The sequence below is a fragment of the Mesorhizobium sp. M7A.F.Ca.MR.245.00.0.0 genome, assembly GCF_003997415.1.
Classification (GTDB): Bacteria; Pseudomonadota; Alphaproteobacteria; order Rhizobiales; family Rhizobiaceae; genus Mesorhizobium.
This window is the reverse complement of the sequence record NZ_RZTE01000003.1, coordinates 115437-130391: the sequence shown is the minus strand read 5'-3', so window position 1 is coordinate 130391 and position 14955 is coordinate 115437. Positions and strand designations below refer to the sequence as shown.

Genomic DNA, 14955 nt, shown 5'->3' with positions numbered 1-14955 from the left:
GATGGTAGGTTCCGCAATCAGCCCGATCCAGCTGCCACGGGTCAATCAACTGCCAGCACCGGTTCTCGAAGGCAGAGTGCACGTGCGGTCATTGCGTGAATATGTCGAGCCGCCCACCGCGTCGCGCCAACTCTTCGTGATTTTGGCAAGGAGAAAATGGTCTATTATTGCTTTCGCTGTGTTGGGCGGCTTGTTGGCGGGGTTGCTGGGAAGCCTTCGACCAGTTCTCTACGAGTCAACAACCCAGCTTATCGTCGACGCCCCCTCGCGCGGTTCACTGCCCGTCGGCGCCCCGTCTTCGCAGGACCTCGTTGATTCAAGCATAGATGACCACATCACGATGCTATCGTCGCAAGATCACCTGCGCCGCGTCATGGCGGCACTGCGCAAGACAGGTGCGGCGGAAACCGGACAGGACAATTCCGCTAGCAGGAATTCCCGGCTTGAACCGTCTGCCACCCCTCCCCCGAGGACACGCTCACTTGCCGACGGTCTACTGGACCGGCTGTGGCCAGGGGCGGACCAGGCAGCCAACGGTCCACAAGCCGTGGATGCCTCCGAGTTGAGAGCTTTGCGGCGAGGCATGCGGGTCGGGCAGGAGCTGCGATCGAGAGTGATCTCCGTCGCTTTCGCCGATGACAGCCCCGCGCGGGCGGCGCTCGTGGCCAACACATTCGCTCAGGTTTATGTCGACACCCTAACGAAGAAAAGGCAGGCATCCGACCAGCAAGAGCTCGATGCAATCACCGCCAGTCTGCCCGGGCTGCAAAATGATCTGCAGGCAGCGGCTGACCGCCTTGAGAAATATCGGCTGAGCCACGGAGCCATCGACCAAGGCTCGGCGGACAATGCAGCCAGGGAACGGGCCGACCTCAGCCAGCAATTGTCGATGTCAAAGGCGGATCTCGCCGCCGTGGAATCTCGGCTACGGTACGTCCAGCAGCTTCGAGAGCAAGGGGCCACTCTCATCACCCTGGCCGAAGCTATTGGCGCGCCTGAACTTGCCGACCTTGCGGCTCGACAGGTTCTCGCGCCGGCAGACCAGGAACTCAGAGCCACGACGCAAAGCAAGATCGAACAAGGCGTCGACAAGATTGCTGCCGATGCAAACATTTTCCGTGCACAGATCGCCGCTCTCGAAGGCCGAAAGAACATCCTGGATGCGGTCATGGCCGACACCGCCAGCCGGCTTTCCGGCTTGCGGGCTCTCGAGCCGCAGGTCAGCCTGCTGACCCAGCGATATAACGAACTCCTTGGTCGACAACAGGATTTGACGCGGCGTATCGGAGTTCCCTCGGCTGGAATTTCGATCCTGTCTGCGGCTTGGCCGCCGACTATCCCGCAGACATTGCCAGCCATCTTCCTTGTTCCCCCCGGGATGATCCTATTCGCTATCCTTGGGGCGATGTACGTCACGATGCGCAATCATTTTGACCGGACTTTCCGTGGCGAGGCCGAGGCGGAAGCGGTGCTCAAGGTTCCATGTATGGGGCAGATCCCCGAAGCATGCGGAATGCATGCCAAACAACTGCGAAACCTCGTGCTGGGGGAGCGCAGGTCCGCATATAGCCGCGCCGTGACGTCGTTGCTGATCGCGGCGGCACCAAATGCGCTAAGGGCTCGTTCGTCGTACACGGCGCTTGTCACCTCCAGCGTGCCGCAGGATGGCGGGACCGAACTCGCGTGGAGCCTGGCGCTCGCCGGCACGCGACTGGGCGGTCGAGTCCTGTTGGTCGATCTTGAACGGAAGGGCGTTCAGCTCACGCTCGAGTTCCTGCACCAGTTCAGCGAGCGCAAGAACCGCCATTCCTTCGCTGACTATGTTTGCAATCGCTGCGACCTGGAAGGTGCCGTTGCCAGGCTGCATGAAATCGGGATCGACGTAATGACCGCCGCTCCGTCGGACGACCTGCTGGCGCTGCTATCATGCGAGGATGGAGGCAAAGTGATGGCGGATCTGCACGCGACCTATCGCATCGTGATCATAAACCTGCCGTCGGCGCTGGGGCGGCCGGAAGCCAAATTTCTGCCCGGATGGGCGGACGTGGTTCTTTTCGCCATCCGGTGGAGGAAAACGCCACGCACCCTCGCTCGCGGGGTGCTGGAACTCCTTCAGGGCAACGGTTCTCTTGCGATACCTGTCGGCAGTGTCCTCACGCGCGTGAATCTGAAGAAACATGCCGGATATCGGCTCGAGGACAGCGCTGACCTCTTGCGCGAGCAAATAGCATGACGGCCACAGGCTCGTCCTTGGGCAACGAACGATCCGAGGGCGGTTCATCCAGGGAGCGGCCAGGACGATTCACGGTGCAGCCTGTCAGCAGAGCGCGTCATTCAGGTGAATGATGGCAAGGTCCGGTGTGCATCGTAGGCTCCGGCAATCCCCGATATTTGCCTCCCTCGGAAGCGCGAACCGATGGCACCAAGCGACCTTCTGAGACCCAAGACGGTTCCTGCGGCCGGCACAGCCATCATCGTTGTTCGGCCGAGCCCGATCGGCTCGATCATTCGTGCGGCAAGCGGAGTGTCGGCAATGGCGATTGTCGGCCAGCTCACCCTTCTTGCTGCAATCCCGGTTTTGGCGCGGCTCTATTCGCCGGCCGATTTCGGCGTCTTTACGATTTACCTGTCGATCGTGAATATACTCGCCGGGGTCGCGGCATTGCGCTTCGAGGCTTCGCTCTATGGGGTCAAGGGGAGCGCGCAGGCCTATGTGACGGTCAAGCTTATTCTCTTGGCTGTGTTCGTGACGACCGTCCTGGCCTTTTCGGCCGGACAGATGCTGTCGAACCTTGCTCCCGATCGCCTCGGCTCGCTCGCCTGGCTCATTCCGATTGGAATGGGAGGCGCAGGTCTGGTCGAAGCCATGAACTGCTGGAGTCTGCGTGCCGGGCTTTTGCGCGATTTTGCTCTCGGGCGCCTGATCCTGCCGGCGAGCATGGCTGCACTGCAATTGGCTTTCGGCATCGCCAACCTCGGCGGCGAAGCCATGATCCATGCGCATATTCTGAGCCAGTTCGTCTTCATCGGGCTGATCGGCTGTCGGGTGATGAGTTGGGAGGATTTGCGTGGCATCGCCTGGGCACCTTGGCGTGCGGTGCTGGAAAAGGCTCGGCGGGAATACAAATTTCCTCTGTTCGATATTCCCGCAACGCTCGCGAGCATAGCAATCAATAATCTTCCAGCAGTCCTTGTCGGCGGGCTGTTCGGCACCGCATTTGCCGGATATTTGGGCGTGGCCGCGCGGCTGGTCACCGGTCCGGTGACGCTGATCGCCACACCGCTCAGCAATGTTTTTGTCGCCGAAGCAAACCGGAACAGCAATCGTGGACACCTGCTGGGTGTGGCGCGCGGGCTTCTCCTGCTGGCCGCCGCCTTTACCGCGGTGCCGATCTTGCTGCTCGGCCTCGCCGCGCCTTATGTGGTCGTTCCGCTTCTGGGCGAGCCTTGGATGCCCACTGCGGAAATCATGACCGCACTGGCGGTGATGGGCGCGGCACAGGCGTTGTCGACGCCGCTCAGCGACGTTCCCGCTCTGTTACGGCGGCAAGGAACAAGACTGGTCATCGACCTCGCACGGGCGGTTCTCGTGTTTGGCCCACTGCTCGCCGGCGCCCAGGCGGGCTGGCAGCCAGTCACCGTCATCTATTTCATGGCCGCCGGCGGCGCGTCGGGTTTCGCTCTGAAAATGGCAGCATCACTGTACCTGTTGACCCACGACCCTCAACCAGCAGGCGCTGCAACGTGCGTCCAACATGAATGTCTCGAGGAAAAAACACCATGAATTCGTCGTCGATTGACAACCTTCAAGCGGCAGTTGCGGTCACCCAGCATGACCGGGCCGATGTCTCATGGTCACGCCCTTTTATCTCGGTCGGGATACCAACCTTTCGTCGACCGGATACGATCCGCAGGGCGATCGACAGCGTCTTGGGCCAGGATTACTCCGATTGGGAGTTGGTCGTGAGCGACGACGAGGGACCGGAGGGCGAGACCTGGGCTATCGTGACCGACTACGCACGGAGCGAACCTCGCATCCGCATTATCGAAAACAGTCGAGGTCGCGGTCAGGTGGAGAACACCAACAACGCTATGCTGGCTTGCTCCGGACGATGGATCAAGTTGCTGCATGACGATGACTGGCTTGCGCCAGGTGCACTCAGGACATTCGCCGAAGTTGCCAAACAGTATCCCTCAGTCGCCTTCATGACGTCAGCCGCAAACATAATCGAGGACAAGCGAGTGCGATTTCGCCAAGTCCCCAAGGAGCAGGAACCGATCTCGCTTTATTCCAGCCAGCAGTGCCTGATGGACCTCTATCTGGTGCGTGCGACACGCTGCCTGGGGATTATTCCATCCACATTGTTGATCAACAGCGACGTCATTCGTGCCGGCTGCTTGATGCGCACGCACAAAGAGATTCCGGCCGGAGTGGATCAACTGTTCTTCGTCGATCTAGCCAGCCATGGGGACATGGTGGCGATAAGCGATCCGCTTACCTTTTACGATGCAACGAACCATCCAAGCATTACAACGTCAAAGAGTTTCCGCGAGGTCGACGAAGTGACCCTCGCCGTCAAACAGCTTAACTGGAATCTCATCAAGGACCGCAACCATCTCCCGCCTCCCGAGACATTGCTGCGGGCATTGCGGGTCGCTCGTATTCCCATGAGGTTCCACCAGCAGTCCTGGTTGACTACGTTCCTGGACGGGATTCAGATCTTCCGGCCTTCCGTCATGAAGGTGGCGGGCTGGCACGTGCTTAACCACGTGTTTGCAATCCGCCCAAGATTGGGCCGGGTGCGCACACGACGGCGGTAGGGTGAGTCTGGCGGACAAGCACGCCGGCAACAGATTGCGCGCGCACAAGCCTGTTGCGCGCGCATGGTACGGCCGTTATCTCACGGCAGGACGCATATGCGCCCAAGAAGAGCTACCAGTTCCGCCTGGCGCCGAGTTTCGGTCTTGGCGAACAGCGACGCCAGCTGTGACCTTATCGTGGTCCGGCTCAAGCGCCGCTTGCGGGCTATCTCCAAAGGGGCATCGCCCTGCGCCAAGCGCAGCGCGAGTTGCGTTTCGGCACTCGTCAGACCAAACATTCTTTGCAGCGTCTGGGGATTTGGCCCGGACCTGTTTTCACGATCCAGCAGCGCCACGATACTCGTCGCGTCAGGCGTTGCTATGCCCTTCTCGTTCAAAACCAAGGGCCTGTCGCCCATGCCGCGGATCACCACCCATGAAAGCGTGCCGGGAAGAAAATTCCCCGGCACGTTTGCGATCAGCCGCCTCAGAGCAACCGACACCTTGCCGGCCGTATCAGCTGCCTCGCCCTCGCGCTCCAAGGTGTTTTGAGCGGCTGAATTCCACTCCATGACCTTCCTGTCGCTGTTCAGGATCAGATAGCCACACCCGATGCGATCAAGCATTCCCACAACAGATGCAAGGCTGCTCTGCTTTGGCTCGACGGCCACGCCGTCGAACCTTTGTGGTGCTTGGTGCCAGGCGGAACTATGGCCACCCTGCGTTCTCAAGGCCGAGACGGGCTTTCCCCCGAAACCTCCATATTGGCGACCAAGAACTCCATCATCTTGCCTACCAACCAGTGCCATTTTCTTACCTCCCGCAAAACGGCAACGCCTCCCTGTCAAAAGGAGGTGCCTTCAACATGTCAGTCAGGTCGCTTGGAGAATTGCGGTCCGATCCGCCCCCGACATCGGACAAAATGCGCGCTACAATCCCAGGGAACAATCCTGCGGTCGGACTAGTCTGTACGCTTTTCGGTCTAATCTCGACGGACTAGTCAGAAGGTTATAGTCTGGCACATGCGTTTGCTTTCGCTCAATTTGCATCCGAACAGCTCAAGCAAGTTGCTAACCCACCTTGCCTCGATGTCGCTCCTGATCGCGACACTTGCGGTCGAGACGGCGCTGCCCGCCTCCATGGCATACGACATCGGCTTTTTTGAATTTGTTCCCACCATTATTGCCATCTCATATCTCGAAGATCGCCTGATTGCCCTTGCGGCAACGTTTGTGATGGTGGCCGTCGGCTTGTTGGCGCGGGATATCCTGAGCAACCCAATTGACGTCGAGGTTTGGATTAGGGCCATTCTGCTGCTGGTTGCAGGCGGGATGATCGCCCTGACTTTCCACCGGCAGAGGCAGGACTACCGCACCCTTTTGCAGGTTGCAGAGGCTAGACTCCTGGCGTTGGAGGCGACCGAAAACAGTTATCGCTGGGCATTCGAACGTGCCGCCATTGGCTTTGCCAACATGAGCGAGAACGGAGAGTTGCAACGGTCCAACAAACGTCTTTGTGAGATGACAGGGTATGTCGAGGAGGAGCTTTCGAGTCTGCCGCTCAGGGCACTCGTCCATCCTGACGACAACCACACTTTGGCGGAAGCGTTGACTAGTCTCAAAGACACGACTTCTTTCGGCTCGGAGATCCGTCTCCTGAGAAAGGACGGCACGGTTTTGTGGACAAGATTGGCGCTGTCTTTGGCCGTGCCAGCCGATGCTCTCCCTCAAAGCATCTTTGTAATGGTGGACGATATATCTGGAGAGCGAACCGCCCGCGAGGCACTCCGGGCTCAGAAGGAATGGTTGGACCTGGCACTGTCGTCCAGCCGGTTGGGAACGTGGCGTATAGATTTCGAGAGCGGATCCGTGAATGGCTCAGCGGCGTTCTGGGAAATGATGGGACTGGCACCCGCGCCGAGCCGTCCATTGCAGGAATTGGCCGCTGTCGTTCACCCGGCCGACTTGCCTAATCTGACGGCCCCGGGAGAGCTTGCATCAGGCGCCAACTATGATGCGGAGATCCGCATCAGGCGAGCTGGCGGGCATATCCGCTGGATTGCTCTTCGGGGCCGGGACGAATTGCGCGACGGTCGTGCACAGCGAATAGGAGTCGCCGCGGATCTCACCGATCGACGCATAACCATTCTGCTGCGGGCTGCGGCGAAGAAGCGAGAGCGGGCCATGCTTGAACAGCGCCATAGGCTCAACAATCTGTTTCCGGTGATCACGGCGCTTGTAAATATGGTCGGTGCCCCCGACAACGATATTGCCCGTTACAAGCAGACACTGATCGAAAAAATCGGCGCACTCCAGGCGACGCATCTGCTTCTTTCACGCGATGGCAGCCTGTCGGCTTCCCTCCGTGACCTCATTGCTCAGGAATTGCAGCCCTATATGGGGACGCACAACATTTCGATCAGTGGACCCGAAGTAAAAATGGCAGAGGGTTCGGCTGAGAGCTTCGCAATGATCGTTCACGAACTTACGACCAATTCCGTGAAGCATGGGGCTCTCGGCACTCCGGCAGGCCGGATCGAGGTCGTGTGGCAATTCGCAGCCCAAGAGCCCGGCGCCGACATAGTGTTTGAATGGTCGGAATCGGGAGAGCGCCGGGTCTCCACCTCGGCTCGGCGTGGCTTTGGGTCGTTGATTATTGGAGCTGACGGTGAACCTATCGTGGGCCACTCTTCCAAGCTTGAGATGCTGGATCACGGACTGAAATATTCGGTCCGGCTGCCGCCAAAAGCAATCGGCGCTAGTTGACGTCTCTGGCGGCCCATGTCTTCAGCAGAACCGCGGCCTCTGTCCGATTTCGTGCCCCAAGTTCGCGCAGGACGGCGGCGGCATGAATCTTCGTCGTCGCTTCTGCAATTTCAAGAGAGCGGGCAATCTCTTTGTTCGAGTAACCTTCGGCCATCAACCTGAGGACTTCCTTCTGTCTGGACGTAAGCCTGCCCAGATTGTTGACGCTGGTGGTCCTGTGGGGCATTTGCGTGGGAGCCACGGATGGAAGGCGTACCGACTCCTTGGGCCTTTGTGAAAGAAGTGCCGGAACGTAAATACGGCCGGCCAGGATTTCGTTCACCGCCAGGACCACCTCCTCGTCCGTTTGGGACTTTACGATATAGCCATGAAGCCCAATCGAAAGGGCAGTCAGAATCTCGGCGCGTGAATCGGTCCCCGAAACAATTGCAAACCGTGTGTCGGGATGAGCCGGTAAGACGTCGCGAAGATCATCCTGACCCGACAGTCCCGGCATGTTCAGGTCGAGGATGGCGAGATCAACGGGCGCCCGATCTTCAAGCAGGCTTATGACGGTCTCAAAACACGCCGCTTCGAATATTTCCAAGTCTGGCATGCCGGCCATCAATGCCAGTCGCAGCCCACGACGATACAAGCCGTGATCGTCGGCGATGATAATACGATACATGAACCACCCACTTTTTGGCAGCCCCGCATGTGTCCCTAGCTGCCGAAACCTCCGTCTGGATGGACCGCACGGTGACCCAACACAGATCAGCCGCCCGCTGATCCCCCGTATGTCGACGCTCGCCGCCGCCCATCCGCATATTTCAACTTTCTAATATAGCTTACACTCGCACGCATTTCAGGGCCAGATATTGAAGTGTTTTTTTCGTACGAACGGTGGCGATGCCTTTGCGAAAAGGTCGTTACCGACGCCGAAAATCTGCACAGGTAATTGCCATTCAAGCGGCTACAGCTCCCAGCCCTGATTGATCACCCTGCCGCGCCCATGCCCTTCCGGCTGGAATATTGAAATCAAAACGCCGGGAACGTGCCATTCAAATGCACGACGACGCCTTCTCGGGCGCCACTTACCATCGCTGCACTCCGGAGAGGTGACACCAACACTGGCGTACCTTCCGGCCGGGTGGGCTGGACCCATCACACCGCGACAGTCGTATCAATAGGAGGACGAGATGAAAGCGGTCATTCAGTGCGGTGGAATGGGAACACGCCTTCGGCCTTTCACATCCATCTTGCCCAAGCCTCTCATGCCGATCGGTGCTCGACCGGTTCTTGAATTGCTTTTGAAGTGGCTGCGACGGAACGGCATTCAGGAAGTCTACGTCACGACCGGCTATCTGGGGCACTTGATCCGCACCGTATGCGGAGACGGATCACAGTGGAATCTAAGGATACGCTATACCCAGGAGCTGGAACCTCTCGGCACCATTGGCCCGCTCTCCCTGATCAGGGAAGAACTGGACGAGCCGTTCATTGTTCTCAATGGGGACGTACTTACCGATCTCAGTCTCAGCCGGTTTGTGGCGTCACACCGGACTCATACGGATCCAGTCACCATAGCCACAGCTTCCCGCATCATCAAGATGGACTTCGGCGTCATCGACGAGGTCGGCAATACTGTCCAGGTATTTCGCGAAAAACCGACGCTGTCTCATCTGGTAAGTATGGGTATATATTGCATGAATCCAGATGTTTTCCGTTTTATACCTGACGGCATCGCCTTCGGATTCGACGACCTCATGCTGCAGATGATGCAAAACGGCACGAATGTGCACGTCTACAAACATGACGGGCTTTGGCTGGATATCGGACGCGTTGAAGATTTTCAAAACGCACAAACGATTGCCTGGGAAGAGCAGTCCGCATCGATCGAGGTCTCGGCAGCGGCCGCTTGAGGGCTGAACGCCCTGCCGCGCCAACATGAGGAGGTCGTAATGCTCTTGGTCAGCGCTCCTATTCTTGGCTTTCCGGAAAAGGCAGCCCTGGCCAAAGTTGTCGACAGTGGGTGGCTGACGATGGGGGACCAGGTAAGAGCCTTTGAAGAGGCCTTCGCAGCCGTGCATGATGCGGTCGATTGCGTCGCCGTCAGCTCTTGCACCGCCGCCCTGCATCTCATTCTCCATGGACTTGGGATCGGCCCCGGAGACGAAGTGCTGGTTCCCTCGCTGACCTTCGTGGCGACCGCGAATGCAGTGCTCTACGTAGGAGCAACACCGGTATTCGTCGACATAGAGTCGGCCGAAGTGCCACTGATGTCCCTAAGTGACGCGGAGGCCAAATGCACCGGACGTACCAAGGCTGTCATTCTCGTCCACTTTGCCGGCTATCTTGCCGACCGGGAAGAATGGCAGAGATTTGCCCGTGTGCGAGGACTGCATATCGTCGAGGATGCCGCGCATGCTCCCGGCCTTAAGGAGGTGGGGACTTACGGTGCGGCCGCGGCCTTCAGCTTCTACGGCAACAAGAACATGACCACCGCGGAAGGTGGGGCCGTTATCGCCCGGGATGCACAGCTCCGTGAAACGATCCGCCAGGCTCGCGGACATGGGATGACCAGTGGCACGCATCAGCGGCTGAACAGCCGCACGCCGCAATACGACGTGACGATGCTCGGTTTCAATTATCGCATGGACGAATTGCGCGCCGCTATTGGCTTGGTCCAACTTCAAAATCTGCAGGAATGGAATGAAATCCGGCGCATATTGGTCGTCCTCTATCGGCGTCTGATCGCAGATTACTGCTCGGCTGTGACAGTCCCGTTCGGCAAACCGCGGACCTCGGCCTACCACATCATGCCTGTCCTCCTGCCGCATGACGTCGACCGGCAAACGGTGATCGACCATCTGCGAACGAAGGGAATACAGACCACAATCCACTATACGCCCGTGCACCAGATGACGCTTTATCGCCAAATGTTCAGTGAAATCCATCTGCCGAAGACCGAGGACTTCGCGCAGCGGGAGCTGACGATTCCACTACACCCGCAAATTACGGCAAGTGCGATCGAGTCGGTGGTTGTTGCACTAGCCACCGCGATTGAAAGCAGCGGGCGTGCGGGAGCCGCGGCATGAACGCACTCGACGTGACGATGCATCGGCCCGCCGTAGCTGGCACCAGCCACGGAATTGCCAGACGCGCGATGGACATCATCCTCGCTGCAGCAGCGGGAATGGTACTCGCTCCACTGATGCTCCTGATTGCCGTTGCACTCTTTGTCGAAGGTGGTTGGCCGGTGTTTTTCGCACAGACGCGCCTGGGCGCCGGCGCAAAGCCGTTTCGCATGTACAAGTTCCGCAAATTCAAGACAACAGCCGATCCTTTCGGGCTTGCGCTGACCATGAACGATGACAGCCGCATGACGCGGGTAGGCCGTTTTCTCGCGGCAACGAAACTTGATGAGTTGCCCCAACTGTGGAACGTTTTCACGGGGGACATGGCAATTGTCGGGCCGCGGCCGGAAAGCCTTGCCTTCGCCGATTGTTTCCGCGGCGGCAATGAAGCTGTCCTACAGTGGAAGCCTGGCCTGCTCGGCCCGACCCAGGTTCTCTTCCGTCACGAAGCCTGTTTTTACCCGCCCTCCCTTGATCCGCTCCTGTTTTATCGAGAGGTCCTGTTCCCGGCCAAGGCAACGATCGACCTCGCCTACTATCCGCGGCGCACGATTGCATCGGACCTCGTCTGGATAATGCGGGGCTTCAGGGCGGTTTTCGGTGTGTCCCTGCCTCCCGCGGCAAGTGGGTAGAGTTGGCAAGCGAGGAGTTTGGCATGAATGGATTGTTGTTCGTTCGCCAGTTTGACGGCTCACACGATCGAAGGAGTGCACGGTCGTGAGCTATCGCGGCAGGAAGGTCCTAGTCACGGGTGCGGACGGATTTATCGGATCCCACCTCACGGAAGCGTTGGTACGCGAAGGCGCCGATGTCACGGCACTGGCCCTCTACAACTCGTTCGACAGCCATGGCTGGCTGGATGATTTGCCCGACCACGTTCGAAGCCAGTTGCAATGCATTCGTGGGGACGTTCGTGACAGCGCGTTCATCAACCGGATCGTGCGCGGCCAGGCGGCGGTGTTTCATCTGGCTGCGCTGATTGCGATTCCCTATTCCTATGCGGCTGCCCAATCCTATGTGGAAACCAATGTGCTGGGCACCGTGAATGTCCTCGAGGCGGCACGCCACTGGGAAACCGAGCGCATTGTGCATACGTCCACAAGCGAGGTTTATGGCACCGCTCTGACCATGCCGATCCACGAATCCCACCCGTTGCAGGGACAGTCCCCCTATTCCGCATCCAAGATCGGCGCGGACATGATGGCAGCGTCTTATGCCAGGTCCTTCGATGTGCCGGTGGTCATCCTGCGACCGTTCAATACATACGGGCCGCGCCAGAGCGAGCGGGCCATCGTGCCGACCATCATAAGGCAGGCTCTGGACGAGAACTGTCCGGCGATCATGGTCGGCGACACCAGCCCTATCCGCGACCTTACCTTTGTGGAAGACACTGCGGCGGCATTTGTGGCGGCAGGGGCCGCCGAGCTTGAATTTGGCCATGCCTACAATGCCGGCAGCCAGCGCGCCGTCAGTGTCTCGGACGTTTTGGAGTTGGTGCTCGAGTTGAGTGGCACCAGGAAACCGGTCCGTCGCGACGAAAGCCGGATGCGGCCGCAGAACTCCGAGGTTCGCGCGTTGCTCGCCGATTCCTCGGACCTTGAAAGTAAAGTCGGATGGCGGGCGCATACAAGCCTGCGTGACGGTCTGGAAAGAACCATCGAGTGGTGGCGTTCGCGCCTCAGCGAGGGCCGCGTCCGTCGCGAAATGAGCTATATGACATGACCTTTCCGCGGCTCATACCGGCTGTGCTGCTGATGGCCGCTCTGCTGGCGCTACACACAGCCGGAAACCGGCCGAGCGGTGCGGCAGGCACGGAGCCGGCAATGGATCTGCCCGCTTACCTGAAACCTGCAACCGATCCGGCGACAGGGATCAGCTTCACTCGGATCACCAAGCCCGGAGCTCTTGGCGGCGGAATTGTCTGCGGCAAAATATATTGCAGTCATCGGTACTCGAGCGCGCAAGCGTGGAATGCCGATCAGAGCCTCCTCGTCCTCATGAACGGCTGCAACGGCATGTGCTTCCTCGACGGGAAAAACTACGTTCCTTTGTTCCATCGCAACAAGCCGGGTGAGTGCGAATGGCACCCTCGAAACGCGGATCTGATGATTTGTGTCGATGATCAGAATATCTCGACCTGGGCGCCCCGCAGCAATCGTGAGGACATAGTTTTTGCCGCTGCGAAATATCGGGATCTCAAATTCGGCCCGTCCAAGGGAAATCCAAGTCGTGACGGCAGCCGCATTGCCGTACGCGCGACCCGCGATGATGGTGCTGCCGTCGCCTTCGCATATGATCTCGACCGGCGTCTGAAATACCCGGACATCAATCTCGCCCAGGTTGCCGGAACGACCAGTTCCTGCACCATTTCTCCGCTTGGAGAAAACATCCTGTGTTTCCAAAACCTGGCCGACGGCACCGAGCAGCGAGCCATTTTCGCAATCGACGGCACCTTGCGCCAGACGTGGAAGGACCATCATCGGCCCGGCCATGGCGATATGACTCTCGACGCGGATGGTAGCGAAATTTACGTCGGAATCAGCAAATCCAGCCCCGACAAATATCAGGTGATCAAGCGTCGGCTGTCAGATGGAAAGGTCATGTCGCTCATGAAGTTCGGCGAGGCCGAGCATGCATCGCTGCGTGCTTTGAACAGGCCCGAATGGGCATTTATGAGTTACGGGGGCAATCCCGAGGAGGTTCGAAGCCAGCCGGACTGGGCTCCATACTCGCGCGAGGTGATCGCGCTGCGTGTCGACGGCAGTCGAGAGGTCCGACGGATCGTGCAGACGCGAAACGCTCCGTTCGACTATTGGAGCGAGACACACGCCTCCCCGTCCCCCGATGGGTCGCAAGTGATCTGGTCGAGCAATTGGGGGGTGCCGGGCGGGCCGGTCTACGAATTCGTCGCCCATCTCGATTGGCCGCAGCAGCCGGATCTGAAACAAGGGGAGATTGCCATCAATGGCCTTCATTAGCCGAATTTCCTTTGCAGCGCTTGCCGGGTGCCTGGCCTTGAGCAGCGCAACCGCGGCCGAAGCGCCGGTGGCTTACAAGCTCTCCCCCGGCGACACGGTGGAGATAGGAATTGCCTCCATAGCGGAACGAACGCAACGCGCGGTTGTCCAGATGGATGGCTCGATCGCGCTGCCCGAGTTCGGGATGATCCCGGTTGGCGGGTTGACGCCGGCCGAATTGCAGACGCGCATGGAAGCGGTGCTGCCAACCAAGATCGTCCACCAGCGTCTGCCTGATGGACGGGAGCAAATGATCGTCATCAAGCCGAGCGACGTCACGGCCGTGATCGCGGAGTACCGGCCGATCTACGTGACTGGCGATGTGCTGACGCCAGGGCAGCAGGCTTACCGGCCACTCATGACAGTCCGGCAGGCGATTGCGGTCGCCGGCGGTTTCAGCCTTCTGCGGTCGCGGGCAAGCCAAAGCGGACCTGATCCCGTTGATCTGCGACGCGACTACGAGTCGATCTGGGGGGATTACATCAGGGACTACTTTCATGGCGCCCGTATCCGCGCCGAACTTCAGAACCAGGCAGAATTTGACATGCAGCCGCCGCAGGGCTCGCCCCTGTCGAACGTATTGATATCGGCGGTCGCGCAGGCGGAAGCGGAGGGTCTCAGAATTTCGCTGAACAATTTTCAACAGGAGCAAAGCTATCTCGACAAGACCGCCAAGGATGCCGAGGCTGAGGTCGAGGTTCTGCTCAAGCGCGAGCAGACGGAAGCGGCAGCGGTGAAACAGGATGAGGACGATCTGGCGCGGGTCACCAAATCGTTCGAATCGGGCAACCTGACCAACAGCAGGCTCGCCGACGTCAGACGTGCGGTGCTGATGTCGTCGAGCCGGGCGCTCGAGACCTCGGTCGAACTCATGAGAACGCGGCGCCAGCAGGAAGACTTCGTCAGGCAGCAGGAACGCAATGAAAATCAACGAAGGATCGGCCTTCTGAACGAGTTGAGGGACACCGACCTTCGCCTCGCCGAGACCACTGCAAGGCTCCACGCAGCCAGCCAGAAGCTTCAGCCATCAGGGGCGTCCGCTCTTCCGCTGCCGGTCGCCGGCGAAACCTTCCAGGCGCGGATCACAATAACCGGTAGAGCCGGGGACGCGTCGAGAAGTCGACCGGTCGACCAGGACACTGAGGTCGCGCCTGGAGACACCATCGAGGTGAGGTTCAGCAGCGACCTGCAGAGCGCGGCGATCCAGTAGTTGCGCGACGTGAACCGAGCCGGGAACGATGAGGCTGATGCCTCGCC

The 14955-nt window shown here is 59.3% G+C and carries 12 protein-coding genes; 10 read left to right on the top strand and 2 right to left on the bottom strand.

The genetic code is table 11. The features are described 5' to 3' along the window. Position 1 precedes the first annotated feature (1 nt). The 3 genes from EOB80_RS05590 (at position 2) to EOB80_RS05580 (ending at position 4821) form a co-directional block, all read left to right on the top strand. Positions 2–2233 carry an exopolysaccharide transport family protein gene (locus EOB80_RS05590; protein WP_127326941.1) on the top strand — a complete coding sequence of 744 codons (2232 nt, stop codon included), beginning with the start codon at positions 2–4 and terminating at the stop codon, positions 2231–2233. A gap of 183 nt (positions 2234–2416) precedes the next feature. Then, positions 2417–3784 carry a lipopolysaccharide biosynthesis protein gene (locus EOB80_RS05585; RefSeq protein ID WP_127326940.1) on the top strand — a complete coding sequence of 456 codons (1368 nt, stop codon included), beginning with the start codon at positions 2417–2419 and terminating at the stop codon, positions 3782–3784. Further along, positions 3781–4821 carry a glycosyltransferase family 2 protein gene (locus EOB80_RS05580; RefSeq protein ID WP_127267494.1) on the top strand — a complete coding sequence of 347 codons (1041 nt, stop codon included), beginning with the start codon at positions 3781–3783 and terminating at the stop codon, positions 4819–4821. Before EOB80_RS05585 ends, EOB80_RS05580 begins: the two co-directional genes overlap by 4 nt. Positions 4822–4901: 80 nt before the next feature. Here EOB80_RS05580 and EOB80_RS05575 read toward each other — a convergent pair whose 3' ends face one another. Then, a complete protein-coding gene (locus tag EOB80_RS05575; protein WP_127326939.1) occupies positions 4902–5609 on the bottom strand; it encodes a helix-turn-helix transcriptional regulator in 708 nt (235 codons plus the stop codon). Between the two features lie 213 nt (positions 5610–5822). Here EOB80_RS05575 and EOB80_RS05570 point away from each other — a divergent pair, with 213 nt between their 5' ends. Beyond that, positions 5823–7565, top strand: coding sequence for a PAS domain-containing protein (locus tag EOB80_RS05570; protein ID WP_127326938.1), 1743 nt, complete (start codon positions 5823–5825; stop codon positions 7563–7565). Here EOB80_RS05570 and EOB80_RS05565 read toward each other — a convergent pair. Then, entirely contained in the window at positions 7558–8232 is a 675-nt protein-coding gene (locus EOB80_RS05565; RefSeq protein WP_127326937.1) for a response regulator transcription factor, read from the bottom strand. The two genes, EOB80_RS05570 and EOB80_RS05565, sit on opposite strands and share 8 nt — an antisense overlap. Positions 8233–8743: 511 nt before the next feature. Between EOB80_RS05565 and EOB80_RS05560 the strand changes: the two genes are divergently transcribed. The 6 genes from EOB80_RS05560 (at position 8744) to EOB80_RS05535 (ending at position 14908) form a co-directional block, all read left to right on the top strand. Continuing rightward, on the top strand, positions 8744–9466 hold the full coding sequence (locus EOB80_RS05560) for a sugar phosphate nucleotidyltransferase (protein ID WP_127267498.1): 723 nt from the start codon (positions 8744–8746) through the stop codon (positions 9464–9466). A gap of 39 nt (positions 9467–9505) precedes the next feature. Then, positions 9506–10642: a DegT/DnrJ/EryC1/StrS aminotransferase family protein gene (locus EOB80_RS05555; RefSeq protein WP_127326936.1), complete on the top strand. Its 1137-nt coding sequence runs from the start codon at positions 9506–9508 to the stop codon at positions 10640–10642. Beyond that, positions 10639–11313: a sugar transferase gene (locus tag EOB80_RS05550; RefSeq protein WP_127320481.1), complete on the top strand. Its 675-nt coding sequence runs from the start codon at positions 10639–10641 to the stop codon at positions 11311–11313. Before EOB80_RS05555 ends, EOB80_RS05550 begins: the two co-directional genes overlap by 4 nt. Before the next feature lie 85 nt (positions 11314–11398). After that, the gene (locus EOB80_RS05545) at positions 11399–12403 is read left to right on the top strand and encodes an SDR family NAD(P)-dependent oxidoreductase (RefSeq protein WP_127326935.1); all 1005 of its coding nucleotides are present in this window, start codon (positions 11399–11401) and stop codon (positions 12401–12403) included. Beyond that, positions 12400–13659 carry a hypothetical protein gene (locus EOB80_RS05540; protein WP_127326934.1) on the top strand — a complete coding sequence of 420 codons (1260 nt, stop codon included), beginning with the start codon at positions 12400–12402 and terminating at the stop codon, positions 13657–13659. Before EOB80_RS05545 ends, EOB80_RS05540 begins: the two co-directional genes overlap by 4 nt. Continuing rightward, positions 13646–14908, top strand: a complete 1263-nt coding sequence (locus tag EOB80_RS05535; RefSeq protein WP_127326933.1) for a polysaccharide biosynthesis/export family protein — start codon at positions 13646–13648, stop codon at positions 14906–14908. Before EOB80_RS05540 ends, EOB80_RS05535 begins: the two co-directional genes overlap by 14 nt. Positions 14909–14955: the final 47 nt, after the last annotated feature.

Bases quoted from the DNA above. Each gene is read 5' to 3' on its own strand.
- EOB80_RS05590 (WP_127326941.1), top strand. From the start codon at position 2: ATGGTAGGTTCCGCAATCAGCCCGATCCAGCTGCCACGGGTCAATCAA.
- EOB80_RS05555 (WP_127326936.1), top strand. From the start codon at position 9,506: ATGCTCTTGGTCAGCGCTCCTATTCTTGGCTTTCCGGAAAAGGCAGCC.
- EOB80_RS05565 (WP_127326937.1), bottom strand. From the start codon at position 8,232: ATGTATCGTATTATCATCGCCGACGATCACGGCTTGTATCGTCGTGGG.
- EOB80_RS05560 (WP_127267498.1), top strand. From the start codon at position 8,744: ATGAAAGCGGTCATTCAGTGCGGTGGAATGGGAACACGCCTTCGGCCT.
- EOB80_RS05535 (WP_127326933.1), top strand. From the start codon at position 13,646: ATGGCCTTCATTAGCCGAATTTCCTTTGCAGCGCTTGCCGGGTGCCTG.
- EOB80_RS05550 (WP_127320481.1), top strand. From the start codon at position 10,639: ATGAACGCACTCGACGTGACGATGCATCGGCCCGCCGTAGCTGGCACC.
- EOB80_RS05585 (WP_127326940.1), top strand. From the start codon at position 2,417: ATGGCACCAAGCGACCTTCTGAGACCCAAGACGGTTCCTGCGGCCGGC.
- EOB80_RS05575 (WP_127326939.1), bottom strand. From the start codon at position 5,609: ATGGCACTGGTTGGTAGGCAAGATGATGGAGTTCTTGGTCGCCAATAT.
- EOB80_RS05580 (WP_127267494.1), top strand. From the start codon at position 3,781: ATGAATTCGTCGTCGATTGACAACCTTCAAGCGGCAGTTGCGGTCACC.
- EOB80_RS05540 (WP_127326934.1), top strand. From the start codon at position 12,400: ATGACCTTTCCGCGGCTCATACCGGCTGTGCTGCTGATGGCCGCTCTG.
- EOB80_RS05570 (WP_127326938.1), top strand. From the start codon at position 5,823: ATGCGTTTGCTTTCGCTCAATTTGCATCCGAACAGCTCAAGCAAGTTG.